The sequence below is a fragment of the Acidocella aminolytica 101 = DSM 11237 genome, assembly GCF_900129125.1.
GTDB lineage: Bacteria > Pseudomonadota > Alphaproteobacteria > Acetobacterales > Acetobacteraceae > Acidocella > Acidocella aminolytica.
The window spans coordinates 33,880-57,171 of the sequence record NZ_FQVJ01000002.1 but is presented as its reverse complement, the minus strand read 5'-3'; the positions used below and the strand labels follow the sequence as shown (position 1 = coordinate 57,171).

Below are 23,292 nucleotides of genomic sequence, written 5' to 3'. Positions count from 1 at the left end.
TCAGGAGAAAGCGAGTTTGAGGACGGAGACGGCAGATGCCAGCGCCAGGAAGATAATCACGCCTTTAATCACCAGCAACGTGATCAGGCGCTTGGCTTCATCCGGCACATAATCCTCGATAACCACCTGCAACCCCATGGAAAGGTGGTAGAACATGATGGCGATCAGCGCGAGGAACAGCGCGCTGTTCCAGGGCTCAGCCATATAAGCTGCCATATGCGCTTGGTCTGCGCCAAGCAGAATAATGACTGAAACCACGAAATAGAGCGACAGCGGCAGCAAAGCCGCGGCAGTCATCCGCTCAGCCCACCAATGGGCGGACCCGGATTTCGCAGACCCCAAACCACGTGCACGGCCAAGCGCGCTGCGGCGAATTTTAATCGAGAGATCTTTATCTTGCGTGCTCATGTCTCTCACCACACCAGAAGAGCAATGACCCAGAAAGCGACGGTCAGAACGATCGTCGCCGCGAAAACCAGCTTGCCGCTGCGGTGCATGTCGGGAAGCTCAAATCCCTTGCCCGCATCCCAAGCCAAGTGCCTGATGCCGTTGCAAAAATGATAAAACAGGGCGATCGTGAACCCGAACAGGATCAGCATCCCAATCCAGGAGGCGAAAAACGCCTGAATCACGGAGAAAGCCGCATCCCCGGACGCCGCGCAAATCAGCCACAACGTCATCAGGATTGTTCCCACGCTCAGAGCAACGCCCGTGATGCGGTGAAAAATCGAAGTTGCGGAAGAAATTTGAGGTTTATAGACCTGCAAATGCGGGGAAAGCGGCCGGCGGACAAGCTTGCCCTCGGAATTATGCCCTATCATCAGGGCCTCGCGGACATCCTTCATAGGAAACCTTTCTGTCAGGTCATTTCAGCCATTATGTTGCAGGTGCTTAGTCCGCGCGGATGAGCCGGTCAACGATTCGGAATGAAACTCTGCCCTGCTCAAACGCTTCGGTTAGAAATTGCGTATAACCCTACTTGCCTTTGTTTTGTGTCTTCTAGCTCCAAGCTCGTAGGGACGATGTATTGCCCTATTTCCTGTTCTGACAGGTCAGGTCTGTATTTGCGGCCTGGGTCCGCCAAAAGAACTATACTGCATTCCGACTGCTGTTGGAGCCACGGAACAATCAGCCCGGCCATCTTCTGTTCATAACATATGTCCCCCGCGAAAATTACATCCCATCCACCTTTCCGCCCAACAACGTCCCCTTCTGTTACCGAAAGTGACACACCATTCAATTCAGCATTCAGTCTGATGGCTTCAGTCGCCAGCGGATCAATTTCCGCTGCTTCCACAAACGCCGCCCCCGCGCGCGCCGCCGCAATGCCCGCCAAGCCACAGCCCGCGGCAAAGTCCAGCACGCGCTTTCCCCGGACCAAGGACGGATTATCCGTGATATAGCGCGCCAACGCCTCTGATCCCGGCCAAGCAAAGGCCCAGTATGGCGGAGCCACGTTATGCCGGCCCAGATAATCTTCTGTCGCCAGCCATAGCGGCGTCAGTTCAGAAGCCAAATACAGCCTGATTTCAGTTACTAATAAAGAACGCCCTACAGCGGTCTGCGTTATAATAAATTGTTCTTTGTCCATAAAAACGCCGAGCGTCTCACGCTAGCTGCCAAGACGTCTTGGCTCTGGCGGAAGGGGCTATCCCATCCACAACGTCCTCCATAGGCCGGTATCTCTCGAACAATGTCTCGAGCGTTTTCTGGGCGCTTTCCTGCTCCCGCGCTTTTCGCGCCCAACCGGCCGCCATCGGCCAGAAAAACAGAGATATCTGCATCCCCAGTGTCAAAACGCCCAGTGCCGAACGTCCCAGTGAAAAAAACGTCATACACGGCGCGATATAAGTTAAACCTTGGTATCTCATACCAAACTCCCACCGGCCGCCAAAGTTGAGCGTCGATTAACCTTGCGTCAAGAACAACCTTTCTATCGGCGCTAAAAAGAGCTTTTATCGCAATAAGTTCGACAAAGGCTCTTTCCCATTGCACATGCTGCGTTAGGGCTGATCCGTCACAAAGTTAGAAGCCCCCGGTTACCACCGGCTTAATTTTACGCTTTTTCACCGCCTTGCTGGGTCTGGACTTTTTCAAGTGCTTCCACACGCCGTTCCAGCGCCTCGGCCTGTTCCCGAGCGCGACGGGCCAGTTCAGCCATCGCGTCAAACTCTTCCCGAGACACCAAATCCAATCGCCGCACGGCTTCTTCCACGCGCGCCTTCACCAAGGACGAAACCTCGTCCTTTAGTCCAGCCAAGGCTGAAATGGCGCCCCCCGCAACCCCGGCAATGTCATCAAAAAATTTCGGACGTTCAGTCATCTGGCAGGCCTTCTCTGTTCGACTGCTTCTCCATATAACGCCACCCATGATATTGGTCACGGGCGGCTCCGGTTTCATCGGCTCCAATCTCCATGCTGCGCTCGCAGCTGAAGGGCGAGAGGTCATTATTGCTGACTGGCTTGGCCAGGAAGGGCAGAAATGGCGGAATTTGTACCATCACCCGCCCTTTATGGTCATTGCACCCGAGGACCTGGAGACATGGCTCGCCAGTTCTCCGCCTCTATCCGCCATTATTCACCTGGGCGCAATTTCTGAAACAACGGCCCGCGACGCGGATCTTGTCTGGCGGACCAACGTGACGCTTAGCCAAATGCTCTGGAACTGGTGCGCCAAACATCAGGTCCGGTTCATCTACGCCTCCTCCGCTTCCACTTACGGCAATGGCGGCTCTGGCTTTGACGACGATTACGCCTTGTCCGCATTGCTGAAACTCCAGCCTCTTAATCTTTATGGCTGGAGCAAACATGCTTTTGACCTCTGGGCCACGCGTCAAGCCACGGAACACCAGAACGCGCCGCCAAACTGGGCTGGCGTAAAGTTTTTCAACGTCTTTGGGCCGAATGAATACCATAAAGGCAAGATGATCTCGGTCGTGAAGGTCAAACATGACGAGGTCATGGCTGGCGGTCCGGCGCGTCTTTTCAAATCCGACCAGCCCGGCCTGCCCGACGGTCAGCAGAAGCGCGACTTCATATATATAGACGACGTCACCGCTGCCCTAAAATTTCTACTCTCCGCCCGGAATCTGGCAGGCATCTTCAATCTCGGCACCGGCACAGCACGCTCTTATGCGGATCTGGCGCGCGCCGTATGCACTGCCAACGGACTGCCAGAACGTATTGAATTCGTTGAAATGCCCACGGCCCTCCGGGGGCAGTATCAATCTTTTACACAAGCCCCTATGGCGCGGCTCCGCGCGCTCGGCTTTAACCACGACTTCCTGACGCTGGAGGAAGGTGTGACCACTTATATCAAAAATCATCTGCGCCAGCTGGACCCTTACAGATGAATCCTATCATTCTCCCGGTCTTTCCAAAGGGCTTTTATATCGGCCCGGTATTCATCCATTATTATGCGCTGGCCTACATAACCGGGCTGCTCATCGGTTGGCGTTTAGTCCGGTACATGGTCTCGCGCCCTCCCGTGGCCGCGACTGGTGAGCAGGTTGATGATTTTCTGACTTGGGCCGTTCTGGGCGTTATTCTGGGTGGACGCACAGGCTATGTGCTATTTTACCAGCCGGTCTATTTTTTTACCCATCCCCTCGCAATCCCGCGCGTATGGGATGGCGGGATGAGCTTTCACGGCGGTTTTCTAGGTGTTACCGTCGCAATTTTGGCATTCTGCTGGAAGCATAGGCTCAACCCGCTCCGCTTCGCTGACCGTATTTCCGTAGCGGTTCCAATCGGGCTGTTCCTGGGCCGGTGCGCCAATTTCATCAATGGCGAATTATGGGGCCGCCCAGCCCCGGCGGGCTTTCCCCTCGCCATGGTGTATCCGGGTGACCCTTATCAGCTGCCGCGTTACCCCTCAGAGCTGATAGAAGCCTCCCTGGAGGGGATCGTACTGCTCTGCGTCATGTTGCTATGCGCCCGCTCAACTGCCATTCGCAGCCGCCCTGGCATGCTCTCTGGCATTTTTGTTCTGGGCTATGGCGTCGCACGCATTACCGGCGAGTGTTTCCGCGAACCTGACCCGTTCCTGGGTTTTTTGCCATTCGGCACCACCATGGGCCAGCTCTTGTCAATTCCCATGGTCATCGCCGGTTTTGCGCTGATTCTCTATGCAAGGCGCAGGCGTGTCAGCTGAACGCTTCGACCATTTCATGGCCCGCGCCAATGCGGCTTATTACGCAAACCGGAAATTTGGGCAGGATTTCATAACATCTCCTGAAATCACCCAGGTTTTCGGTGAACTGCTGGGCGCCTGGGCTAAGATCGTCTGGCAAATGGCAGGCGCGCCGGAAGATATTATCCTGGCTGAGGCCGGGCCAGGGCGCGGTTTATTGATGGAAGACGCCCTTCGCGTCTGGCCGACGCGGAAGGTCCATTTCATCGAGACCTCCCCTGCCTTGCGAGCTGAACAAGCATCACGCGTCCCGTACGCCCAATGGCACGATAATTTGGCCAGCATCCCCAGCGGCCCGATGATTCTGCTGGCAAACGAGTTTCTGGACACTTTACCCGTCCGCCAATTTATCCGCCGCGAATCGGGGTGGATGGAGCGTTATGTCGAGCATGGCGCCTATGTGGAATTACCCGCCGACTATAATCTGCCTGACGATCCTGTCGGCAGCGTACGAGAGGTTAACGAAGCGGCTTTGGCGTTTGTCCGCACTCTCTCAGCACGCGGCGCCATTGGTCTGTTCATTGATTACGGTCCCTCTGAAAGCGCCGCCGGGGAAAGCGTGCAGGCCATCCGCAACTGCGCTTACGCCGACCCACTGACCGCCCCCGGCGAGGCGGATCTGACAGCGCATGTTGACTTCGCCGCTTTAAAACGGGCCGTTCACGCCCAAGGGCCGATAAAGCAGAATCATTTTCTGACAGCTTTGGGCCTCTACCAACGCAGCGACCGTCTAGCCCAGCGCCATCCCGAGAAGGCCATGGACCTCCGCCTGTCCGTTCAACGCTTGACGGCGCCGGAAGCAATGGGCAGCCTGTTCAAGGTGCTGGCTGTTTGCCCGCCTGGTCTGCCACCCTTGCCAGGATTTGAATGACCCGCTTCATCGCATCCCATCTGCCCGTCAGGCATGGCTTTTTCACCCGCCTGGGAGGCGTCTCCTCAGGGGTCTATGACAGCCTGAATTGCGGCTTTTCGTCTGACGAACCGTCTCTGGTGCAGGAAAACCGGGCACGGGCGGCCTCCGCTATGGGAATGCCGAGAGACGCGTTACTGGGGGTGAAGCAAATACACGGCCCGCATGTCGTGACCGTTACCACCCGATGGGCAGAAGGTGCCGGACCACAAGGAGACGCGCTGGTGACCCAACAGCCCGGCTTGGCCCTGGGCATCATCACGGCGGATTGCGCGCCGGTGCTCTTTCTTGGCGATAACGGAGCCGTCGGTGCCGCCCATGCTGGGTGGCGGGGGGCGCTTGCTGGCGTGCTGGAGGCAACAGCGCAAGCGTTGCAGGCTATGGGTGCGCAAAACATCCAGGCCACCATCGGCCCTTGTATCCATCAGCCTAGCTATGAAGTTGGGCATGAAATGCGCGCCGCGCTTATTGCGGAAGCCACCTCCAGCGCGGCATTTTTCACGAATGGAAAGCTTGGCCATTTTTGGTTCGATCTGCCCGGCTACTGCGCCGCGCGGCTCACGCGGGCCGGAATCACCGCTGAGATTCTGCCGCACGACACCTGCGCTGACGAAGCCCTCTTTTTCTCATATCGCCGCAAAACCTTGCGCCAGGAAGCTGCCACAGGACATCAGATTTCCATCATATGTTCATGAAACGCACCCCTCTCCTTATCGCCTTGCTGCTTTCAGGTTGTGGCACACTGCCCCAGCCTTTTTACGGCAACCCGGGCCCCGTGGCCGCCAAGCTGGCCATGCCACCCGCCCCCGTGCTAATGGTACCACCTCCCGCAGGAACGCATCTGGCGGACAAAACAGCAGGTTTATACGCCCATGACCTGGCAAGCGAACTTGCTGCCTATGATGTTCCCAGTGTTGCCGGGCCAATTCAAAAAGATAACTGGCATCTGCAAATCACTGCCAAATCAGCCGGTGATATGGTCACACCTGTTTACGACGTGATCGGCCCAGACGGAAAATCCTACGGCAAACAAACCGGCTTGCCGATCCCGGCGCAAGGCTGGGAGACTGGAGACCCAACTGCATTACTCAATGCGGCCAAAGCTGATGCCCCTGCCCTTTCCAAGCTGATGACCAAGATCAACGCGGAAATTCAACAGAGCAACCCGCAATCGCTTGAAAACCGCACGCCTCGCATCTTTATCGGCACGGTCATAGGAGCACCGGGAGACGGTGACACCTCCTTGCCAACGGACCTCGCCCGGTCCTTGCCCAGCCCCAATTTAGAGCTGGCCAAAACCGCTCAGGAAGCGGATTTCACAGTCACCGGCAAGGTTAAAACCACGCCCGCCCCAAAAGGTCAGGTTACGGTCGAACTGGACTGGGTCGTGCGTGACCGCAATAACCGAATCGTCGGTCAGGTCACCCAAATTCATGACTTAACACCTTCCGATATGTCACCTTACTGGGGCGATGTCGGCACGGCAGCCGCGCAGCAGGCAGCTGGCGGGATTCAGAGTGTCGTACAGAATGAAATTCTGAAGAAAGCCAAAAAAACCGAGGCTGCCAAGAAATAACCGAGCGGCTTACTCGCGCCTCAGCAGCTTGCCATTAATAAACTCGGCCACCCGCCCAGCATGAAACGCCGCGCGCAGCTCCGCTTCATCATAATCCTCCCGGACCCAGTCCAGAAACGGCTTACGGCCTTCTCCCGTCTGCTGATACAGCTTGAAGAACGCATCTAAAACACCTGTTTTTGAATGTTTTATATGACCAAACCGCAGAGAGAGCTGGTTCATGGCCTCCGCCGCGCTGCCACCGCTGATCAGAACGTAAAGCCCCGCCACAAGACCGGCCCTGTCCGCGCCGGACTTGCAATGGATCAAGGCGGGCGCCTTCATATGCTCAAAAATCCCGGCCAGCCGCAGAATTCTGTCCTTATGCGGCGCGCCACGGGATTCAAAAGCCATATCGTAAAAATCCAACCCCAACCGCCGCGCCTCATCGCGCGAGAGCGCATCGGAGCCATTCTTGGCCTGCCCACGCAGATTTATGAGCGATTTCAGCCCCACCTTACCCGTAAACCGCCTGAGATTGCCCGGCGTGGGGTGGTTGGAACGGTACAGAACTCCCGGCACCACAGGCGCAAAATTCGTCCAGAAAAACCGCAAAATGGCGTGATCCACAAACAACGCATCAACCCATGCGTTCCGCCGCCCGCGTGGGGTGGAAAGGTCACCTTTGTAAATCGTATCCATGGCAGCGCCTGTAGCGCATTTTTGCTTGGCCCCAAACTGTGCTTAACCACGCTGGCATGACTCAAACCGCTTCCACGCCTGCCCTCATCAAGCGCCTCTGGCATGACCATGTTCGCCATTATAAGTGGCGGATTGCGCTCATCGTTGTCGCCACATTAATTATGTCGGGCGCAACAGCGCTTTACCCGGTCCTCATTGACTGGGCCTTCACCATGTTTGCCCGCAAAGACCCTCGGATTCTCTACCAAGTGCCCGTGCTGGTGCTTGCCGTGACCACGGTCAAAGGCCTGTCCATGTATTTCCAGGCCGTGCTAACGCAAGACATGGTGTTGCGTGTCATCCGGCGGTTGCAGCTGGCCATGTTTGGGCACCTGACCATGGCCTCACTCTCGCGCGTGGAACGCGAGGCCCCGGCTCAGCTCGCTGCCCGCTTCACAACGGATGCCACGGTTATCCGTGAAGCCATGACCCGCGCCGTGAACGCCGTGGCGGACGCCGCCACTGTTATTGGCCTCATTGTCACGATGATCACCATCGACTGGAAGCTAAGCCTGATCGCGGCCCTGGTTTATCCGATCGCCGTTATCCCGGTTCAAAAAATCGGCAAACGCATGCGCCGTGCTTCTGGCGGTATGCAAGAGCGGATGGGCGAAGCCGCCGCGATGCTGAATGAAAGCTTCTCCCAGGCCCGCACGGTCCGCGCCTACAGCCTGGAAGCCCACGAACGGACCCGTGCCGAGACAAACTTTACCGAGCTATATAACGCCTTGCTCCGCATGACCCGCGTCCGCGCAAGACTGGACCCGATGCTGGAGGTTTTGGCCGGTGTCGCGGTGGCGGGCGTTATCGGGCTGGAAGGTTGGCGCAATGCCACGGGCGGTGCTGGCGTTGGCAATTTCATGGGGTTTGTCTCGGCCCTGCTCATCGCCGCCCGCCCATTGCGCGCCCTCGGCACCATGAATGCCGCCATACAAGAAGGGCTGGCCGGGCTTGTACGCGTTTTTCATGTCATCGATGAACCGCCCGCCATTGCCGACGCCCCCGGCGCCACAGCTCTACCTCCAGGGCCGGGTGAGGTGGAGTTCGCGCAGGTTGCTTTTGCTTATCCTGACGGACGTCCCGGCCTTAAAAACCTTAACTTTCGTGCCGCGCCGGGCAAGATGCTTGCCCTGGTCGGCAGCTCCGGCGCAGGCAAATCCACTGCCCTTGCGCTGATCCCAAGGCTCTATGACCCCGATGCCGGTCACATCCGCATCGATGGCACGGATATTGAGAACGTGACGCTGACCTCTCTGCGCGGCGCCATTGCCTATGTCGGGCAGGAAGCGCTGCTGTTTGACGACACGATCAGCGCCAATATCCGCCTCGGCCGCCCAAATGCGACAGACGCCGAGATCGCCGCCGCCGCTGAAGCCGCGGCCTGTAATTTCATCAAGGACATGCCGGAGGGCTTCGGTACCCGCGTGGGCGTGAACGGCCAACGCCTCTCCGGCGGGCAACGCCAGCGCGTAGCCATCGCCCGCGCGATCCTTCGGAACCCTCGGATTTTGCTGCTGGATGAAGCCACCAGTGCGCTGGACACGGAAAGCGAAGCGCTCGTGCAGGCAGCCCTGGCGCGGCTGCGCGAAGGCAGGACCACAATCGTCGTCGCGCACCGGCTTTCAACCGTGCGTGACGCTGATAAGATCGTCGTAATGTCTGATGGTCAGGCCGTGGAGACCGGCACGCACGAGGACCTTCTGGCAAAAGACGGCGCCTTCGCCCGCCTAGTCAGGGCGCAAGCCTTGGCGGCCTGATCCCATGCTCATCCGCCTCAGCATCGTTATCGCTTCAGCCTTTTTCGGGTCCGGCGCGTTCTGGATGTTCCTGCCGCTGCTTTCGGTGTCTTTGCGCGGTGAAGGAGTGGGTGATTTCTGGGTCGGCGTCATCTCCGGCCTGCCCTGGGTAGGGCTATTGGCCATGTCCAGCTTTATTCCGGCCATTATCCGGCGGGTTGGGCTGAAGCGCATGATCCTTATTGGCATGAGCGCCTGCACTTTGGTGTTTATGTGCTTCGCGATGACCCGGGATGTCCGCCTCTGGAGCCTGCTCTGCCTTGTCATGGGCGCTGCTTTGTCATTGCGCTGGGCCGGGATGGACACCTGGATGAATGGCAGCTTCCCAGCCCATCTACGCGGCCGGCTGACAGGGCTTTACGAACTGATCCTTAGCGGCTCCATGGCCGTTGGGCCCGGTATTCTGGCGCTGTCCGGTAGCTCCGGCAGCACGCCGTTCCTAGCGGGGGCCGCGGTCACGGCCTGCGCCGCCATCACGCTGGGGATTGCCGGAAAGGAGGCCCCTCATGCCACGGCTCCAGGCACCAACCCCGCCCGGCAGCGCGATATTCTGCTGCACGAGAAAGCCGCCTTTATCGGCATTTTCGTCGTGGGCCTCACCGAGGCCTGCAATCTCTCACTTCTGCCGCTCTTCGGCTTGTCGCGCGGGCTGTCCGTGCATCTCTCGGCATTATTGGTTGTTGTGGTGCAGTCCGGCGTAGCGGCTGGCGCCCTGGTGATCGGCAGCTTAGCGGACCACATGGACGTAACGCGGCTCCGCAATATCAGCGCCTGCGCCATGATTGTACTGCCTCTGGGGCTGGTCTTCGGGCTGAAAACAGAGCCTTGGCCCTGGCTGATTGTATGGGGCTTGGCTCAGGGTGGGGTGTTCACGCTGGGCATTGTGCGTTTGGCCTCACGCCATACAGGACTTGGGCTAGCCAGCGCCATGTCGCTTTCAATGGTTATTTATACGCTAGGCGGCATTGCCGGACCGCCCGCCTTAGGACTTTGCATGTCTTTGCTTGGCCCCAGGGGCTTTGCCTTTGGCTTGGCTGGGGCAGCATTGGCGAGCACGTTTGCCATTCTGCTCATCCGCTCTACCCCACGCCCGGCCGGAACCGGTTAGCCCAGCAGCGCGCGCCGCCCGATATCGCGGCGGCAAAAGCCATCCTCCCAATCCAACTGGTCAATCGCCTGATAAGCCCGGGAGAGTGCTTCCTTCAGGTCCGCCCCCACCGCGTTCACGGCCAGAACACGCCCGCCATTCGCCAAAATGCCACCCTGCTCAGCCATTGTGCCCGCATGGAAAATGGTTGCCCCAGGCACCTGCCCGGCTTCTTCTAACCCATGGATTTCGCTGCCCGTGGCATAAGCCCCCGGATAACCCTTAGCGCACATCACCACCGTCGCTGAACCACCTTGCTTCCAAACCGCCTGCGCGTCCGACAACCTGCCCTCAGCGGCAGCTTTCAGCGTAGCCAGAAGGTCTGATTCGAGCATCGGCAGCACCGTCTCACATTCAGGATCACCAAACCTGACGTTGAACTCAATCAGCATCGGCCCATCAGCTTCCACCATCAGCCCGGCAAACAGAAAGCCCCGGAACGGCGTACCGCGCCGGACCATCTCTTTCAAAGCGGGCCGGACAATCTCTTCCATACTACGGCGAATCGTCTCGTCCGTAGCCCAGGGAGGATTGAAAATCGCGCCCATGCCACCGGTATTGGGGCCAGTATCCCCTTCACCAACCCGCTTGTGATCCGCCGCCGCGCCAAAGAATAGCGCCTCCTCGCCATCGCATAGGGCAAAAATGGAAATCTCTTCACCCACCAGGCACTGCTCAATCACAACCGACGTCCCTGCAGCGCCGTGGACCTTGTCCTCCATGATAGCGGTCACGGCGTCATGGGCTTCATCCAGTGTCGCTGCCACAACCACGCCCTTACCCGCCGCTAGGCCATCGGCCTTAATCACAATCGGCGCGCCCACTTCCTCAAGATAAGCATGGGCGGCATTGGCATCAGTAAATTTTTCCCAGCGCGCGGTGGGGATACCCGCCGCGTCAGCAATCTCCTTGGTAAAAATCTTGCTACCCTCAAGCTGCGCCGCCGCCGCCGAGGGGCCAAAGCAGGCAATCCCCGCCGCCGCGAGTGCATCCGCAATCCCCGCCACAAGCGGCGCTTCCGGCCCAGGCACCACCAAATCGATTTTCTGCTCCTGCGCGAATTTCACGATACTGGGGATATCCGAGGTCCGCAGGGCGACGCTCTCAGCCAGTTGCGCGGTACCCGGATTGCCGGGGGCGACAAATAATTTTGTCAGCAGCGGGCTCTTGGCAATCGCCCAGGCCAGCGCGTGTTCCCGTCCGCCTGAACCGATAATCAATACCCGCATGTCTTCAACCCCTCTGTTACCGGCGCGCGCTGTATCATAACCTGCGCCCATGAGTGAAACCCCGACCAATACCCCTGAATTTACAGTCTCTGAACTCGCAGGCGCGGTGAAGCGCACGCTTGAGGGCTCTTTTGGCAGGGTCAGGGTGCGCGGCGAGATTACGGAATTCAAGGCCTACGCTTCAGGCCATCAATATTTTGCTCTGAAAGATGAAAGCGCCAAAATTCGCGGCATTATCTGGAAAGGGGTAGTCTCGCGCGTTGGGCTGAAGGCCGAAAACGGGCTCGAAGTCATCGCCACCGGGCGAATTACCTCCTACCCTGAACGCTCTGAATACCAGCTTATTGTCGAAAAGCTGGAATATGCCGGCGCCGGCGCGCTTCTGGCGCGAATCGAGGCGCTGAAGGCGAAGCTCCAGTCTGAGGGGCTGTTTGCCCGCCGCCGCACGCTGCCTTTGTTGCCGCGCGTCATCGGTGTGGTCACCTCCGCGCAGGGGGCCGTGCTGCAAGACATTAAAACCACTATCGCCCGGCGCTTCCCCCGGCTTATTCTATTATGGCCGGTGCCTGTGCAGGGCGACGGCGCGCCCGAAAAAATCGCCGCCGCAATTACCGGCTTCAACAGTCTACCCAGCACGTTTCCCCAGCCCGAGGTGCTGATCGTCGCCCGTGGAGGCGGCAGCCTAGAAGACCTCATGGCCTTCAACGAAGAGATTGTGGTGCGCGCCGCCGCCTCCAGCCGCATCCCACTAATCTCCGCCGTTGGGCACGAAACCGATACAACGCTGATCGACTTCGCCTCGGACCGGCGCGCTCCCACCCCCACAGCCGCCGCTGAAATGGCCGTGCCCGCCCGACTGGAATTGCTGGCTGATCTGGCCCAACGAGCCGCCCGGCTGGAAGGGGCAATGGCACGGCATACAACCCAGGCCGCCGCATCGCTGGAACGGACCGCCGCCAAGCTGCCAGACCTGCCCACTATGCTGAACACCGCCCGCCAGCGGCTGGATGATAGAACCGAACGTCACGCCCTGGCCCTGCCGAACTATATGTCCAACCGCCGGGCCCGGCTGGACCGGCTGACATTGCGGCACCCGCGTGAAATTCTGGTCGGGCTAAAAGGCCAGGTCGATCTGCTGGGCCACCGGCTGACTATCGCCCTGCCCAATTTGCTGCGAGTCGCTCAAAGGCGACTGGATTCGACCAGCCACCGCCTGCCCCTGCCGACAGGTGAAATCCAGAAACGCCAATCCGCCCTGATACTGGCCGCTCACCGGTTGCACGCTCCTTTGCCCGCCCGCTTAAAAGAGTCCTCCATCCGGCTCTACAACGCCACGGCCCGGCTGGAGAGCGCGTCTTACGAACGCGTGCTGGCGCGCGGATTTGCCCTGGTCACAACGACCAGAGGTACGCCCGTGACCTCAGTCGCCGCGGTTAAACCCGGCGCCTCGCTACAGCTCCGCTTTGCAGACGGTAAAGCGGATGTGAAAGCAAACAGCGCCACAAAAACCGCGCAGCTGGACCTGGGTTTGTAACAATACACCGGAACAGCTTGATCTAAAGACACGCCGAGGCCAAATTTTCGATGATGAACCAGAAGCATCCGGCACGTTAATGTCTCACTCTACCCAGGCCCTGTCAGGCGTGGAGTGGCGTGAATGTCCGCATTGCGGGCTGTTCAGCCAACTGCCACAGCATCAGCCTGGCTTGGTTGCCGAGTGTCCACGCTGCGGCTACGCGCTGTGGCACATGCGCCGGGCACATCTTCAGTTCCCCCTCGCTTGCGCGCTGGCGGGGGCACTTTTTTATATCTTCGCACTCCTCGCACCATTTATTGAGGTTACGGCCTTTGGCCGCTTTGCGATGGCGCGGCTGGAAACCGGCCCCGTGCAGCTCATAAATGCGGGCTGGGGGTCTGTGGGCGCTCTAGTTTTTGCCGTGACCATGATCCTGCCCGGCATCAAGCTCGGCATCGTCGCCGCCACCCTGCTCGGCCTTGAGATGAAATTTCCACGGCGGCCTTTACGCGCCCTCTTTCGCTGGTACGCCCCCCTCTCCCCCTGGGCCATGATCGACGTTTATTTACTGGGCTTCATGGTCGCCTATACGCGGCTGACGGGCATGTTCAGCGTCCATCTCGATACCGCGCTTTATGCCTTAATTTGCTTGATGATCGCCCTGGCCTCGGTCGATGCCAGCCTCGATCAGGAAATGGTCTGGCGCCGCCTTGGAAAGCGCAATTATACCCCGACATCCCTGGACCCGGATAAAGCCGTGGGATGCAAGACCTGCGGTTCAATCAATCCGGCGGAAAATCAACGCTTCTGCCGGCGTTGCGACGCTCCCCTGCAACCACGCAAGCCCGCCAGCTTCTCGCGTGCCTGGGCGTTCACCATCGCCGCCGCCTGCCTCTATATTCCGGCGAATATTTATCCTTTTATGAATCTGACAAGCTTGGCGCAAACCCAATCCTACACAATCATGGGTGGAATTGTTGAGCTGGCTGATGTCGGGCTCTGGCCGCTGGCACTTCTGGTGTTCTTTGCCAGCATCACCATCCCGCTGCTCAAGCTGGCTGGCATGGCCTATATGCTAGTCAGCGCCCAGCGCGGCAGCAAGCGCTTGCTGAATGGCCGGACCGTAACCTATCGGATCATCGACTTCATTGGACGCTGGTCAATGATCGACATTTTCATGGTGTCCATCCTCGTCGCGCTCGTGCATTTTGGCCGGTTCGCGAATGTGTCCGCGAACACGGGTTCCCTTTGCTTTGCAGCGGTTGTTGTTCTCACCATTTTTGCAGTTAATGCATTTGATCCCCGTTTGATGTGGGACCACAATAAGGAGCCCGAGGCATGACCGAATCACCCGCCCCGGGAAACCCCATACCGCCGCCGCAGGCCAAGCTCCGCCGCCAACGATTTCAAATTGTCTGGCTGGTGCCAATCCTGGCCGCAATTATCGCGGGCTATCTCGGCTACCGGACAATCATGGAACGCGGCCCCTTACTCACGCTGGTCTTCACCAACGCGGACGGGCTGCAAGCGGGCCAGACCCAACTAAAATATAAAGCCGTCGCCTTAGGAACAGTTGAGAGCATCGATCTCGCCAAAGATAACAGCCATGTCATTGTCAAGGTTCGGATGAACGATGTTGGCAGAAGGTTCCTCAATTCCAACGCGCGTTTCTGGGTGGTCCGGCCCCGGCTGAATTTCTCAGATTTCTCTGGCTTTGAAACAATCGTCTCCGGCGCCTACATAACGGTTGATCCCGGAAAACCGGGCGGTCATTACGAAAGTCACTTCACGGGCCTAGAACAACCGCCTGGCGTTCGCTCAGACGAACCCGGCCGCACCTACACGCTCACCGCATACAAGCTTGGGTCGATTTCATCCGGCTCCCCCATCTTTTACCGTGACGTCGCGGTTGGTGAGGTACTCGGCTATGACATCGGCAGTGGCCTCGGCCCGATCAAGATCAGCATCTTCATTCGCGCCCCGTTCGACAATCTCGTACGTAACGGCAGCCGGTTCTGGAACTCCTCCGGCATTGCCTTCGGCATCAAGGGTGGGGTGTTACAACTTCAACTGCAATCAATCCAGGCTTTGTTTGCCGGCGGCATCACATTCAGCCTGCCGCCCTCCGCACGCAACGAAGCCGCCAGCCCGGACGGCGCCCATTTTCGTCTCTACGCTTCGCAACAACAAGCGGAATCCGCCGCCTTCGACACGCAAATTCAAGCCGTCTCATACGTGACCACAAATGTCAGCGGGTTGACGCCAGGCGCGCCAGTAACCGCAATGGGCATCGAAGTTGGCGACGTAACCGGCGTGGACCTCATGGTGGACCCCAAACAGGGCACAGCCAAAATCAAGATCAGTATGCAGCTTCAGCCGCAGCGTATTCTGAACCTCGATAAAGCCTGGAATGTCCCCGACGCTGTCAGCCTTTTCCAGAAATTCGTGAATAATGGCATGCGCGTGGAAATTGGAACCGCCAATTACGTCACCGGGCAAAAAGAGATTAACCTCGTTGTGGTGCCTAAAGCCTTACCTGCGAAGGTGGTGCAGCAAGGCAAAGTCATCATCTTGCCCTTCCAAAAGAGCGGCCTTGATGAAACACTTGCGAACGCGGCCGAGATCACAGCAAAGATCAACAAGCTTCCGTTCCAGGAGCTCGGCAAAAACCTGAACAAGCTGTTGCTAACCGCCAACGGCGCACTGGGCGGACCGCAAACCCAACTACTGATCAAACAGCTGACCACTACGCTGCAAACAGCCGACACAACTTTGCAAACTCTGGATCGGGGTTTCGGCCAGGATTCAAACTTCCAGAGAAGCCTGCAACAAATTCTGAGCCAAACAAACTCCACCCTGCTATCGCTGCAGGCCTTGACGACATATCTTAATCAACACCCGCAATCTCTGATTTTTGGCAGGAGCGGCCGATGAAGCGGCGCCTTATCCTTGTATCGTCCTGTGCGGCGTTGTTGTCCGGCTGCACGTCGGCCCCGGTTTATAGCTGGCAAATCGCGGCTGAAACCGGTCCTGTTCGCGGTGGAACAGGCATACGGGTTGGCGTCCGCAGTATTGGTCTGCCAAGCGCACTTAACCAGTCCGGCGTACCAAAGCCGGGCATAGCTTATGCGGCCAACACGTTTACCAACGATTCATGGGCCGCGCCCTTATCCGCCATGCTCCAAACAACACTGGTGCGGAACCTGACGCAGCGTTTGCCCCGCGACACCATCCTGTCGGATGGCGGCGCGATTGGCGCGGCGCCCGATAAAATTGTTGAAGTTCAGGTATTGACCTTCGCCCCCGACGCATCCGGCACCATCACGCTCACCGCACAACTCGCCTGCCGCCCAACCACCAGTCAGAACTGGCAACTGCAAAACTTCAACGCCAGCACGGCCGGCGGCAAGACAGCAGAGACAATAACCGCCGCTATGAGCAAACTTTGGGGACAAATGTCGGACCAGCTCGCAACCATGCTGAGCTAAGATTCAAATGGCTTGTACCTGCATTGAAGCCACCTCCAGTTCAAAACTGCCATCGTCTGAAATCATGAAATAATCCCGCACGCTCTCAGGCGCACTGTTCTGAAGCTGTCGGATAGCCGCCACTGTCACCTCCGGCGTCCTAGTGCGGTGTGTCCAGCTTTTAAACTCCATCCGCAAACGCCGAACAGTGCAGTTTCTCATGGAAAACCCGGCTTCAGCCAATGCGCAGCACCACTCCACAACGCTGTAATTGCGCACATGTGACGGGTCACGCAAAACCTCCATGGCCTGCAAATGCGTGTCCAGCACGCGCTGCACAGGCGCAAGCGTGTCAATAAACAAGGCCGTTCCCCCAGGCTCGATAACCCTGCGCGCCTGCTTTAACCCGGCCAGAAAATCCGACCAATGATGAGCCGTAAAGCGGCACAAAACCACGTCGAAGTATCCCGCTTCAAACGGCAGATCCTCAGCGGCGGCTTGCTTTGTCTCGATATTCTCCAGCCCTTTGGTAGCCGCTTCCTTGGCAACGGCCTCCAACATGCCGTGCGTAATATCGCATGCAACGACGTTGCGGGCATATTTGGCAGCCCGATAACTGACATGCCCACCACCGCACCCTAAATCCAGAACGCGCTCCGGCTTTAACGCGCGTAACATCGCTTCCATCTCATCCAGATCTTCCCCTGCGGCATGAACCTGGCTTTGCACATAAGCTTCCGTCCTGACGCCATAATGGTCAGCGGTAAAATTCCGTTGATTCATTTGCTATCCCCTTTCACCCCACATCTATTTGGTGAATTAAGCTGGTATAAGAAGCAAAAATATACTGGTATAAATTCAACCATGACGCCTTCACCAGCAAGACGCGAACTCGGCGCCTTTATCCGGGCCAAACGTGAAGCCATGCCGCCCGTGGAAACCGCCGGACGGCGCCGCACGCCCGGGTTGCGGCGTGAGGAAGCCGCATCACGCTGCGGCCTCAGTGCCACATTATATACATGGCTCGAACAAGGCCGTGATATCTCCCTCACCGCCCGGACCTTGGCTCTCCTGGCTGACGGACTGGACCTTACCCTAGCCGAGCGCGCCTATCTCTTTGAGCTAGGCCAGCGGCATGACCCGGAAAGCCCACCACCGCCCCCCATCCCTGCACCAGTGCCGGAGATTGTTCTAAAGTCCCTTTCAGCAATCCAAACGCCCGCCTATTTGCTTGATTCCAGCTTCACCGCCCGCGGCTGGAACCAACCTGCCATCAGCCTTTTCACGCCCTGGCACGAAAGCCGCGAGCCCAACCTCCTACGATTTGTGTTTCTGATCCCTGCCGCAAGAACCTTCATCTGTGATTGGGAGCAAAGTGCCCGCAGATTGGTTGCGGAGTTTCGGGCTGAAACCGGCCACACCCAAAACAACCCGAATCAACTGCATCTTCTGGACCAGTTACGCCAGGAAAGCAGGGAGTTTCTGGCGCTCTGGAACGCCCGCGACGTCCAGGCCAAAAAGGGGGGGGAGCGCAGCTTTCAACACCCCGAAAAAGGCGTTCTGCGCTACACCCAGCTTAATTTTCTATATGAAGGCCAGGAGCGTCACCGCCTGATCATGCTCCACACCTCAGCCCAGCCAGGCAATTAAAAGCGACACCGTGGCCAAAGACAGCACAGTCGAAACCAAAATGGCCCGCGAAGTAACCGCCGCCTCACGATCATAAAGCTTCGCCAGCATAAAAGGGCCCGTCCCCGTTGGCAGAGCTGCCATAATCACAGCTGTTTTCGCCCAAAGAGCCGGCATGGCCCAGAGCTTATAAGCTAATAGAAACGTAATCGTAGGCTCAACAATAAGCTTGAGCCCAACCAGCCGTAACAGCACACTCGACTCAAGCGCCACCCCGCTGGATTGCGCCAAAAACAACCCAATCGTCACCAGCGCGCAAGGACTAGCCGATGCCCCTAATAATTTCGTCAGATGAAAAACGGGGGCAGGCAAAACGAAGCCCGTTTCGCCCTTCAGCAAGGCCACCATCACACCAAGAAGCGGTGATAGAATCAGCGGGTTCCGCAACAGGGAGAGTAGCACCTTGCCGATTGTAGCATGCCAGCTCGGCAGTTCCTGCAAATCAAACTCGATAAGAACAATCGCCCCGGCGAATAAAACGCACGCAATAATAATTGTGGCGATAATGGACGGCACCAGGCTCCCCTGCCCGAATGCCGCAATGCAAAGAGGTATCCCCATATAGCCGGTGTTCGAATATGAAGCATTCAGGCCATCAATGCTCCTGTCTGCCAACCTATGCGCGGCAGGGCGCTTCCCACCACCAAGTACAAATGAGAGGCAGAACGTACTCAGCGCCCCTATGGTGAACGCCCCCACATAGCCAGGATGATCCACCTGAACCCAGCTAATCTGCGCCATTGCCTGAAACAGTAGAGCCGGCAAGGCCAGCCAAACTACGTATTTATTCAGGCTATCCGTAGCCGCAATGCCCAGAATCCCCCGTCGGGCCACAATATAGCCCAGAAAAATCAGCCCGAAAACTGGGAACACCGAGGCTATAACGTGATACATGCTGTCCTAATTTCAGATTGGGCATCAAACAGCAAGACCGCGCTTGCGTTTACTCCTGCCCCGCAGGATGATTTTACTCGCAATATTGATCAAGAGCGACAACAGGAGAAGGTTATGTCCGAAATCGTGGTCACGACGGAAGGTGCGATAGGCCATATCCACCTCAACCGGCCAATGACTATCAATGCACTGACCCCGGAAATGGTGCACAACATAGCCAAAGCCCTTGACCAATTCGCCAACGCTTCTGAAATCGCCGCCGTATTGGTAACGGGAGCCGGTAAACGCGGCCTCTGCGCAGGGGGCGATATCCGCGCACTCTATGAGCACCGCGCTTCTGGACCAGAATTCGGCATGGCGTTTTTCAGGGATGAGTACCGGCTGAATGCCCAAATAGCCAAATTTCCGAAGCCCTATATTGCCTTCATGAACGGCATCACCATGGGGGGCGGAGTTGGTATATCGTCTCATGGCTCCGTGCGGATTGTGACTGAAACCACCAAGCTCGCCATGCCCGAAACCGGCATCGGGTTTTTCCCGGACATTGGCGCATCATGGATGCTCTCGCACGGCCCCGGTGAGGTTGGCACCTACCTAGCTCTAACGGGGCAAATCATAGACGGCGCGGATGCAATTTTCAGCGGCCTAGCGGATTATTTCATTGAAAGTACTCACCTCCCCGCTTTGCGGGAAGAGCTAACCACCCTGCCCCGCACCGCCTCGCCAGAAGATATGCATAGCCTTGCCCGAAAATTTGCCCAGCCGCTGGCCGCGCCCCTTGCACAACATAAGGAAGAAATTGATGAATGCTTCCACTTCAATGACGCAAAACAAATCGTCTCAGCATTAGAAAAATCCGGAACTTCCTTTGCACAACAAACGCTGGAAACATTGAAGCAAAAATCACCAACCGGTATGCAGGTTGCTCTTAGGCTTTTACGCCAAGCCAAAACTTCGGACACTTTGAAAACTTGCCTGCAACGCGAATACGACGCTTGCGAACAGGTCCTCCGTAGTGACGAGTTTTACGAAGGTATCCGCGCCGCGGTTATTGATAAAGACCGCCGCCCGAACTGGAATCCGGCGTCGCTCGATGAAGTTACAGAAGCAGTCATCGCCTCGTATTTTTTTTCCTCAAAAACTCATATTTTTTGAATCAAACGAACTGTCCCAACATCACTTTTCTCCTTGCCGCGTTTCAGAAAGGCGGATTAGGCTAGCCCAATGAAAACAATCTTCTCCCCCGACCATGAATTGCATCGTAGCCCCGGCGAGTTAATCTTAGGCGAATTTAGCGAAGCCTTTGAGAAACCAGAGCGGGCGCAGCTTATTCTGGATAGGGTTGAAGACGTTAAGCTTGGACCGGTCTTGCCGCCTGAAGCTTTCTCCCTGGAACAAATTACCCGCATACACACACCCGGCATGGTGGATTGCCTGAAAACCGCCCATGCTGAATGGCTGGCCAGCGACCGCAGCGGCGCCGCCTACCCCTATACCTGGCCAGCACGCGGCATGAGAACAGACCGCGTCCCAAGGGAAATAGACGGTAAACTAGGCTTTTACAGCTTTGATTGCGGAACGCCTATAACAGCCACAAGCTGGCAAGCCATCAAATCCTCTGCAGATGTCGCTTTAACCGGCGCAAAATTGATAAATGAAGGCGAATCCGCCGTCTTTTCTCTTTGCCGTCCGCCAGGGCATCATGCCTCAACGAGTCAGTTTGGTGGCTATTGCTTTTTAAACAACGCCGCTATCGCAACACAAAAACTTCTCGACGACGGCGCGAAGCGTATTGCCATTCTCGATGTCGACTACCACCACGGCAACGGCACACAAGACATTTTCTACAACAGAGACGATGTTCTCTTTATCTCCTTGCATGGCGATCCTGATCAAGAATTTCCTTATATGCTTGGATTCGCAGATGAATTTGGCCTTGGAAAAGGCGAAGGTTACAACCTCAATTTCCCCCTTCCCTGGGGAACAACCTGGGATAAATGGTCAGCGGCATTAGATGTAGGCCTAAAACGGATCATAAAATTTAGCCCCGACATTGTCGTTGTTTCCCTTGGTGTGGACACCTACAAAAAAGACCCTATTTCGCAATTCAAGCTGGAACATGAGCATTTTTCAGCCATGGGAGAGAAAGTCAAAACCCTCGGCAAGCCAACGCTCTTTGTTATGGAAGGCGGCTACGCAGTCGCGGAAATTGGCATAAATGCCGTAAATGTTCTCACTGGATTTGAAGGCCGCTAATCAACCCTAAAATCACCATAGAGAACATGATAGGTCACGGAAAATCCGTTTTCCGTGACCTTCAATAGATTTTTCATAACGGATGAAGTTATCGGTTTGTAGTCAGCACGCGGCGTTGCCGCTCCAATCAGCTTCAATGACTTCAGAAACGCCGCGCCACTAGCGTGGCGCTCTTTTAAAAACATCTCCTCAAACTCCCCCTGCCCTCCAGAAGGCCAAGGGAAATGATCTGGATCAGGATAATGATGCAAACCAGAACAAAAACCAAACTGCTCTGATAGAATCTTCCATTCTTTGAAATTTCGCTTTCCAAGAGTTGAAAAAACCAGCCTACCACCTGGGCGTAACATCTCAACCAATCGCCCAACAGCCGCCGACAAATCGCCAAACCATTGCATGCATAGGCTGGACACAATAAGATCAAACCTCCCCAGACTTCGATCCGGGAACTCCCCATCCATCTGTCGAAACTCAGCCCGTCCCCCAATACGATGACGACAAACGCTCAACATCTCGATTGAAATGTCAGACAAAACAATCTCAGACCCTTGAAATTTTTTTACCAGATGCACACTGAGCCCACCTGTTCCGCAGCCAACTTCCAAAATTCGTGAAGGCAAACCGTTTAATTTTTTAACTAAAACATCAGCAACTATAGGCTGAACACGCGCAGCCTTATCATAGTTAACAGCCGCAGAAGAAAAGCTTTTCTCAACAGCACTCATCAAACATTACCAATAATAGCTTCTGCCAACGCGGCAACATCTTCCTTTTTATGCAAAACAGACAAAGCCAACCGAAGGCGGCTTGTTCCCGCCGGAACCGTTGGCGGACGAATGGCAACAGCGCAGAAACCCTCCACCTCCAACCGTGCCGACAAAGATAAAACCGCCTCTTCCTTGCCCAAAACCAGCGGCACAATCTGTGTTGTTGACGCCCCGGTATCCAACCCCGCCGCGTTAAGACGCAGCCTCAGAAAACTTCCTAAATCCGCTAGATAGGCCCGCTGCTTGTCCATAAAAGGAATAAGATCCAGCGCTGCATTCATCGTCCCCAAAACCGCCGGAGGCAGAAACGTGGTGTATATCAAACCACCACACCGATTGATTAGATATTTTCTTAGCTTATCCGAACAAACCGCATAAGCGCCAAACCCACCCAACCCTTTGCTAAAAGTGCCCATGACAAGCGCATTTTTCAAACCACAAGCCAGCCCAAAGCCGCTTTCCCCTAAAACACCAGTTGCATGCGCTTCGTCAATATAGAGAAAAGCATTGTATTTTTTGGCTACTTCAGAGAGCTTTTTTAAATCTGGCCCGTCACCATCCATACTAAAAACGGACTCTGTGATAATAAAGCGAGGCCGAGAAAGGCCTTCATCACGTTTAAGAAGTTCCTCAAGATGATTGAGATCGTTATGGCGGAAACGTATCTGCCTGACACCCGCTCCAATGCAACCTTGAATTAAACTGGCATGATTAAGCCGGTCCGCATAAACCAAAGGCTCAGCCCCAAGCATACGCGCATCCAAAATAGCCGGCAACAACGTAAGATTAGCCTGGGCTCCGGTAGCAAACACAAGTGCAGCCTCCATACGCTTCCCAACGGCTAATTTCCGCTCAATCTTTTCAGTCGGCAGCAGATTTCCAGACAGCAGCCGGGAAGCCCCAGCGCCAGCCCCAAAACGCTCAGCATAGTCCTGAGCACCCTTTATAAGGGCCGGATGGTGGGACAGGCCGAGATAGTCGTTTGAAGAAAAATCAATAAGCTCAGGCCCACCATCAAACCTTATACGAGCCCCTTCCAAGCGCTCTGAAAGGCGTAAACGCCGAAAGCGTCCTTGCGCCTTCAAACCGGCAACAGCATTTTCCCAAAACCACTCATGATCTGGCATAATACC

General features: G+C 56.6%; 24 protein-coding genes. 14 read left to right on the top strand and 10 right to left on the bottom strand.

What is annotated here, in order from left to right; translation table 11 throughout:
* The 4 genes from sdhD to BUB54_RS01345 form a co-directional block, all read right to left on the bottom strand.
* Positions 1-408, bottom strand: a complete 408-nt coding sequence (sdhD, locus tag BUB54_RS01365) for a succinate dehydrogenase, hydrophobic membrane anchor protein (protein WP_048877737.1) — start codon at positions 406-408, stop codon at positions 1-3.
* Positions 409-413: 5 nt separating this feature from the next.
* Positions 414-845, bottom strand: coding sequence for a succinate dehydrogenase, cytochrome b556 subunit (sdhC, locus tag BUB54_RS01360; protein ID WP_048877736.1), 432 nt, complete (start codon positions 843-845; stop codon positions 414-416).
* Positions 846-943: 98 nt separating this feature from the next.
* Positions 944-1,591 (bottom strand): class I SAM-dependent methyltransferase, encoded by a 648-nt coding sequence (locus tag BUB54_RS01355; protein ID WP_048877735.1) that lies wholly within the window; start codon positions 1,589-1,591, stop codon positions 944-946.
* Between the two features lie 465 nt (positions 1,592-2,056).
* A complete protein-coding gene (locus tag BUB54_RS01345) occupies positions 2,057-2,323 on the bottom strand; it encodes an accessory factor UbiK family protein (RefSeq protein ID WP_048877733.1) in 267 nt (88 codons plus the stop codon).
* Between the two features lie 46 nt (positions 2,324-2,369).
* On the opposite strand from BUB54_RS01345, the gene rfaD reads away from it, so the two are divergent.
* Genes rfaD through BUB54_RS01320 form a run of 5 tightly spaced genes read left to right on the top strand, consistent with a single transcriptional unit; the run spans position 2,370 to position 6,678 of the window.
* Positions 2,370-3,353 carry an ADP-glyceromanno-heptose 6-epimerase gene (gene rfaD / locus BUB54_RS01340; protein ID WP_048877732.1) on the top strand — a complete coding sequence of 328 codons (984 nt, stop codon included), beginning with the start codon at positions 2,370-2,372 and terminating at the stop codon, positions 3,351-3,353.
* Positions 3,350-4,153, top strand: a complete 804-nt coding sequence (gene lgt, locus BUB54_RS01335; RefSeq protein ID WP_048877731.1) for a prolipoprotein diacylglyceryl transferase — start codon at positions 3,350-3,352, stop codon at positions 4,151-4,153. The genes rfaD and lgt overlap by 4 nt, the downstream gene beginning before the upstream one ends.
* Positions 4,128-5,063 carry a class I SAM-dependent methyltransferase gene (locus BUB54_RS01330; protein WP_048877730.1) on the top strand — a complete coding sequence of 312 codons (936 nt, stop codon included), beginning with the start codon at positions 4,128-4,130 and terminating at the stop codon, positions 5,061-5,063. Before lgt ends, BUB54_RS01330 begins: the two co-directional genes overlap by 26 nt.
* Positions 5,060-5,797 (top strand): peptidoglycan editing factor PgeF, encoded by a 738-nt coding sequence (gene pgeF, locus BUB54_RS01325; RefSeq protein WP_048877729.1) that lies wholly within the window; start codon positions 5,060-5,062, stop codon positions 5,795-5,797. The genes BUB54_RS01330 and pgeF overlap by 4 nt, the downstream gene beginning before the upstream one ends.
* The gene (locus tag BUB54_RS01320) at positions 5,794-6,678 is read left to right on the top strand and encodes a hypothetical protein (RefSeq protein ID WP_241869311.1); all 885 of its coding nucleotides are present in this window, start codon (positions 5,794-5,796) and stop codon (positions 6,676-6,678) included. Before pgeF ends, BUB54_RS01320 begins: the two co-directional genes overlap by 4 nt.
* A gap of 9 nt (positions 6,679-6,687) precedes the next feature.
* On the opposite strand, the gene BUB54_RS01315 is transcribed toward BUB54_RS01320, so the two are convergent.
* On the bottom strand, positions 6,688-7,350 hold the full coding sequence (locus BUB54_RS01315) for a tyrosine-protein phosphatase (RefSeq protein WP_048877853.1): 663 nt from the start codon (positions 7,348-7,350) through the stop codon (positions 6,688-6,690).
* A 65-nt stretch (positions 7,351-7,415) separates the two neighbouring features.
* Here BUB54_RS01315 and BUB54_RS01310 point away from each other — a divergent pair, with 65 nt between their 5' ends.
* A complete protein-coding gene (locus BUB54_RS01310) occupies positions 7,416-9,155 on the top strand; it encodes an ABC transporter ATP-binding protein (RefSeq protein ID WP_048877852.1) in 1,740 nt (579 codons plus the stop codon).
* A 4-nt stretch (positions 9,156-9,159) separates the two neighbouring features.
* On the top strand, positions 9,160-10,302 hold the full coding sequence (locus BUB54_RS01305) for an MFS transporter (protein WP_048877727.1): 1,143 nt from the start codon (positions 9,160-9,162) through the stop codon (positions 10,300-10,302).
* Here the strand turns inward: BUB54_RS01305 and purD are convergent.
* Entirely contained in the window at positions 10,299-11,570 is a 1,272-nt protein-coding gene (gene purD, locus BUB54_RS01300; RefSeq protein WP_048877851.1) for a phosphoribosylamine--glycine ligase, read from the bottom strand. The genes BUB54_RS01305 and purD overlap by 4 nt on opposite strands.
* A 49-nt stretch (positions 11,571-11,619) precedes the next feature.
* Between purD and xseA the strand changes: the two genes are divergently transcribed.
* The 4 genes from xseA (at position 11,620) to BUB54_RS01280 (ending at position 16,574) form a co-directional block, all read left to right on the top strand.
* Positions 11,620-13,104: an exodeoxyribonuclease VII large subunit gene (xseA, locus tag BUB54_RS01295; protein WP_048877726.1), complete on the top strand. Its 1,485-nt coding sequence runs from the start codon at positions 11,620-11,622 to the stop codon at positions 13,102-13,104.
* 79 nt (positions 13,105-13,183) lie between these two features.
* Positions 13,184-14,428: a paraquat-inducible protein A gene (locus BUB54_RS01290; RefSeq protein ID WP_082075581.1), complete on the top strand. Its 1,245-nt coding sequence runs from the start codon at positions 13,184-13,186 to the stop codon at positions 14,426-14,428.
* Positions 14,429-14,559: 131 nt separating this feature from the next.
* Positions 14,560-16,020, top strand: coding sequence for a PqiB family protein (locus tag BUB54_RS01285; protein WP_158320071.1), 1,461 nt, complete (start codon positions 14,560-14,562; stop codon positions 16,018-16,020).
* Complete coding sequence (locus tag BUB54_RS01280) at positions 16,017-16,574, top strand: PqiC family protein (RefSeq protein WP_048877723.1); 558 nt, start codon at positions 16,017-16,019, stop codon at positions 16,572-16,574. The genes BUB54_RS01285 and BUB54_RS01280 overlap by 4 nt, the downstream gene beginning before the upstream one ends.
* Positions 16,575-16,577: 3 nt before the next feature.
* Here the strand turns inward: BUB54_RS01280 and BUB54_RS01275 are convergent, their stop codons facing one another.
* Positions 16,578-17,336 (bottom strand): class I SAM-dependent methyltransferase, encoded by a 759-nt coding sequence (locus BUB54_RS01275; RefSeq protein WP_048877722.1) that lies wholly within the window; start codon positions 17,334-17,336, stop codon positions 16,578-16,580.
* Between the two features lie 81 nt (positions 17,337-17,417).
* On the opposite strand from BUB54_RS01275, the gene BUB54_RS01270 reads away from it, so the two are divergent.
* Entirely contained in the window at positions 17,418-18,203 is a 786-nt protein-coding gene (locus BUB54_RS01270; RefSeq protein WP_048877721.1) for a helix-turn-helix transcriptional regulator, read from the top strand.
* Here BUB54_RS01270 and BUB54_RS01265 read toward each other — a convergent pair.
* Positions 18,183-19,136 (bottom strand): AEC family transporter, encoded by a 954-nt coding sequence (locus tag BUB54_RS01265; RefSeq protein WP_048877720.1) that lies wholly within the window; start codon positions 19,134-19,136, stop codon positions 18,183-18,185. The two genes, BUB54_RS01270 and BUB54_RS01265, sit on opposite strands and share 21 nt — an antisense overlap.
* 114 nt (positions 19,137-19,250) lie before the next feature.
* Here BUB54_RS01265 and BUB54_RS01260 point away from each other — a divergent pair, with 114 nt between their 5' ends.
* A complete protein-coding gene (locus BUB54_RS01260) occupies positions 19,251-20,291 on the top strand; it encodes an enoyl-CoA hydratase/isomerase family protein (RefSeq protein ID WP_048877719.1) in 1,041 nt (346 codons plus the stop codon).
* Between the two features lie 69 nt (positions 20,292-20,360).
* A complete protein-coding gene (locus tag BUB54_RS01255; protein WP_048877718.1) occupies positions 20,361-21,392 on the top strand; it encodes a histone deacetylase family protein in 1,032 nt (343 codons plus the stop codon).
* Here the strand turns inward: BUB54_RS01255 and BUB54_RS01250 are convergent.
* Together BUB54_RS01250 and BUB54_RS01245 are read right to left on the bottom strand one after the other, a co-directional pair.
* Positions 21,389-22,117 (bottom strand): methyltransferase domain-containing protein, encoded by a 729-nt coding sequence (locus BUB54_RS01250; protein WP_073211123.1) that lies wholly within the window; start codon positions 22,115-22,117, stop codon positions 21,389-21,391. The two genes, BUB54_RS01255 and BUB54_RS01250, sit on opposite strands and share 4 nt — an antisense overlap.
* The gene (locus tag BUB54_RS01245) at positions 22,117-23,286 is read right to left on the bottom strand and encodes an aminotransferase class I/II-fold pyridoxal phosphate-dependent enzyme (protein ID WP_048877716.1); all 1,170 of its coding nucleotides are present in this window, start codon (positions 23,284-23,286) and stop codon (positions 22,117-22,119) included. Before BUB54_RS01245 ends, BUB54_RS01250 begins: the two co-directional genes overlap by 1 nt.
* Between the last annotated feature and the right edge of the window lie 6 nt (positions 23,287-23,292).

What these genes read in the sequence shown, in the direction of transcription:
- sdhD (WP_048877737.1), bottom strand. Translation starts at nt 408, where the DNA reads ATGAGCACGCAAGATAAAGATCTCTCGATTAAAATTCGCCGCAGCGCG.
- sdhC (WP_048877736.1), bottom strand. Translation starts at nt 845, where the DNA reads ATGAAGGATGTCCGCGAGGCCCTGATGATAGGGCATAATTCCGAGGGC.
- BUB54_RS01355 (WP_048877735.1), bottom strand. Translation starts at nt 1,591, where the DNA reads ATGGACAAAGAACAATTTATTATAACGCAGACCGCTGTAGGGCGTTCT.
- BUB54_RS01345 (WP_048877733.1), bottom strand. Translation starts at nt 2,323, where the DNA reads ATGACTGAACGTCCGAAATTTTTTGATGACATTGCCGGGGTTGCGGGG.
- rfaD (WP_048877732.1), top strand. Translation starts at nt 2,370, where the DNA reads ATGATATTGGTCACGGGCGGCTCCGGTTTCATCGGCTCCAATCTCCAT.
- lgt (WP_048877731.1), top strand. Translation starts at nt 3,350, where the DNA reads ATGAATCCTATCATTCTCCCGGTCTTTCCAAAGGGCTTTTATATCGGC.
- BUB54_RS01330 (WP_048877730.1), top strand. Translation starts at nt 4,128, where the DNA reads ATGCAAGGCGCAGGCGTGTCAGCTGAACGCTTCGACCATTTCATGGCC.
- pgeF (WP_048877729.1), top strand. Translation starts at nt 5,060, where the DNA reads ATGACCCGCTTCATCGCATCCCATCTGCCCGTCAGGCATGGCTTTTTC.
- BUB54_RS01320 (WP_241869311.1), top strand. Translation starts at nt 5,794, where the DNA reads ATGAAACGCACCCCTCTCCTTATCGCCTTGCTGCTTTCAGGTTGTGGC.
- BUB54_RS01310 (WP_048877852.1), top strand. Translation starts at nt 7,416, where the DNA reads ATGACTCAAACCGCTTCCACGCCTGCCCTCATCAAGCGCCTCTGGCAT.
- BUB54_RS01305 (WP_048877727.1), top strand. Translation starts at nt 9,160, where the DNA reads ATGCTCATCCGCCTCAGCATCGTTATCGCTTCAGCCTTTTTCGGGTCC.
- purD (WP_048877851.1), bottom strand. Translation starts at nt 11,570, where the DNA reads ATGCGGGTATTGATTATCGGTTCAGGCGGACGGGAACACGCGCTGGCC.
- xseA (WP_048877726.1), top strand. Translation starts at nt 11,620, where the DNA reads ATGAGTGAAACCCCGACCAATACCCCTGAATTTACAGTCTCTGAACTC.
- BUB54_RS01290 (WP_082075581.1), top strand. Translation starts at nt 13,184, where the DNA reads ATGTCTCACTCTACCCAGGCCCTGTCAGGCGTGGAGTGGCGTGAATGT.
- BUB54_RS01285 (WP_158320071.1), top strand. Translation starts at nt 14,560, where the DNA reads ATGGAACGCGGCCCCTTACTCACGCTGGTCTTCACCAACGCGGACGGG.
- BUB54_RS01280 (WP_048877723.1), top strand. Translation starts at nt 16,017, where the DNA reads ATGAAGCGGCGCCTTATCCTTGTATCGTCCTGTGCGGCGTTGTTGTCC.
- BUB54_RS01275 (WP_048877722.1), bottom strand. Translation starts at nt 17,336, where the DNA reads ATGAATCAACGGAATTTTACCGCTGACCATTATGGCGTCAGGACGGAA.
- BUB54_RS01270 (WP_048877721.1), top strand. Translation starts at nt 17,418, where the DNA reads ATGACGCCTTCACCAGCAAGACGCGAACTCGGCGCCTTTATCCGGGCC.
- BUB54_RS01265 (WP_048877720.1), bottom strand. Translation starts at nt 19,136, where the DNA reads ATGTATCACGTTATAGCCTCGGTGTTCCCAGTTTTCGGGCTGATTTTT.
- BUB54_RS01260 (WP_048877719.1), top strand. Translation starts at nt 19,251, where the DNA reads ATGTCCGAAATCGTGGTCACGACGGAAGGTGCGATAGGCCATATCCAC.
- BUB54_RS01255 (WP_048877718.1), top strand. Translation starts at nt 20,361, where the DNA reads ATGAAAACAATCTTCTCCCCCGACCATGAATTGCATCGTAGCCCCGGC.
- BUB54_RS01250 (WP_073211123.1), bottom strand. Translation starts at nt 22,117, where the DNA reads ATGAGTGCTGTTGAGAAAAGCTTTTCTTCTGCGGCTGTTAACTATGAT.
- BUB54_RS01245 (WP_048877716.1), bottom strand. Translation starts at nt 23,286, where the DNA reads ATGCCAGATCATGAGTGGTTTTGGGAAAATGCTGTTGCCGGTTTGAAG.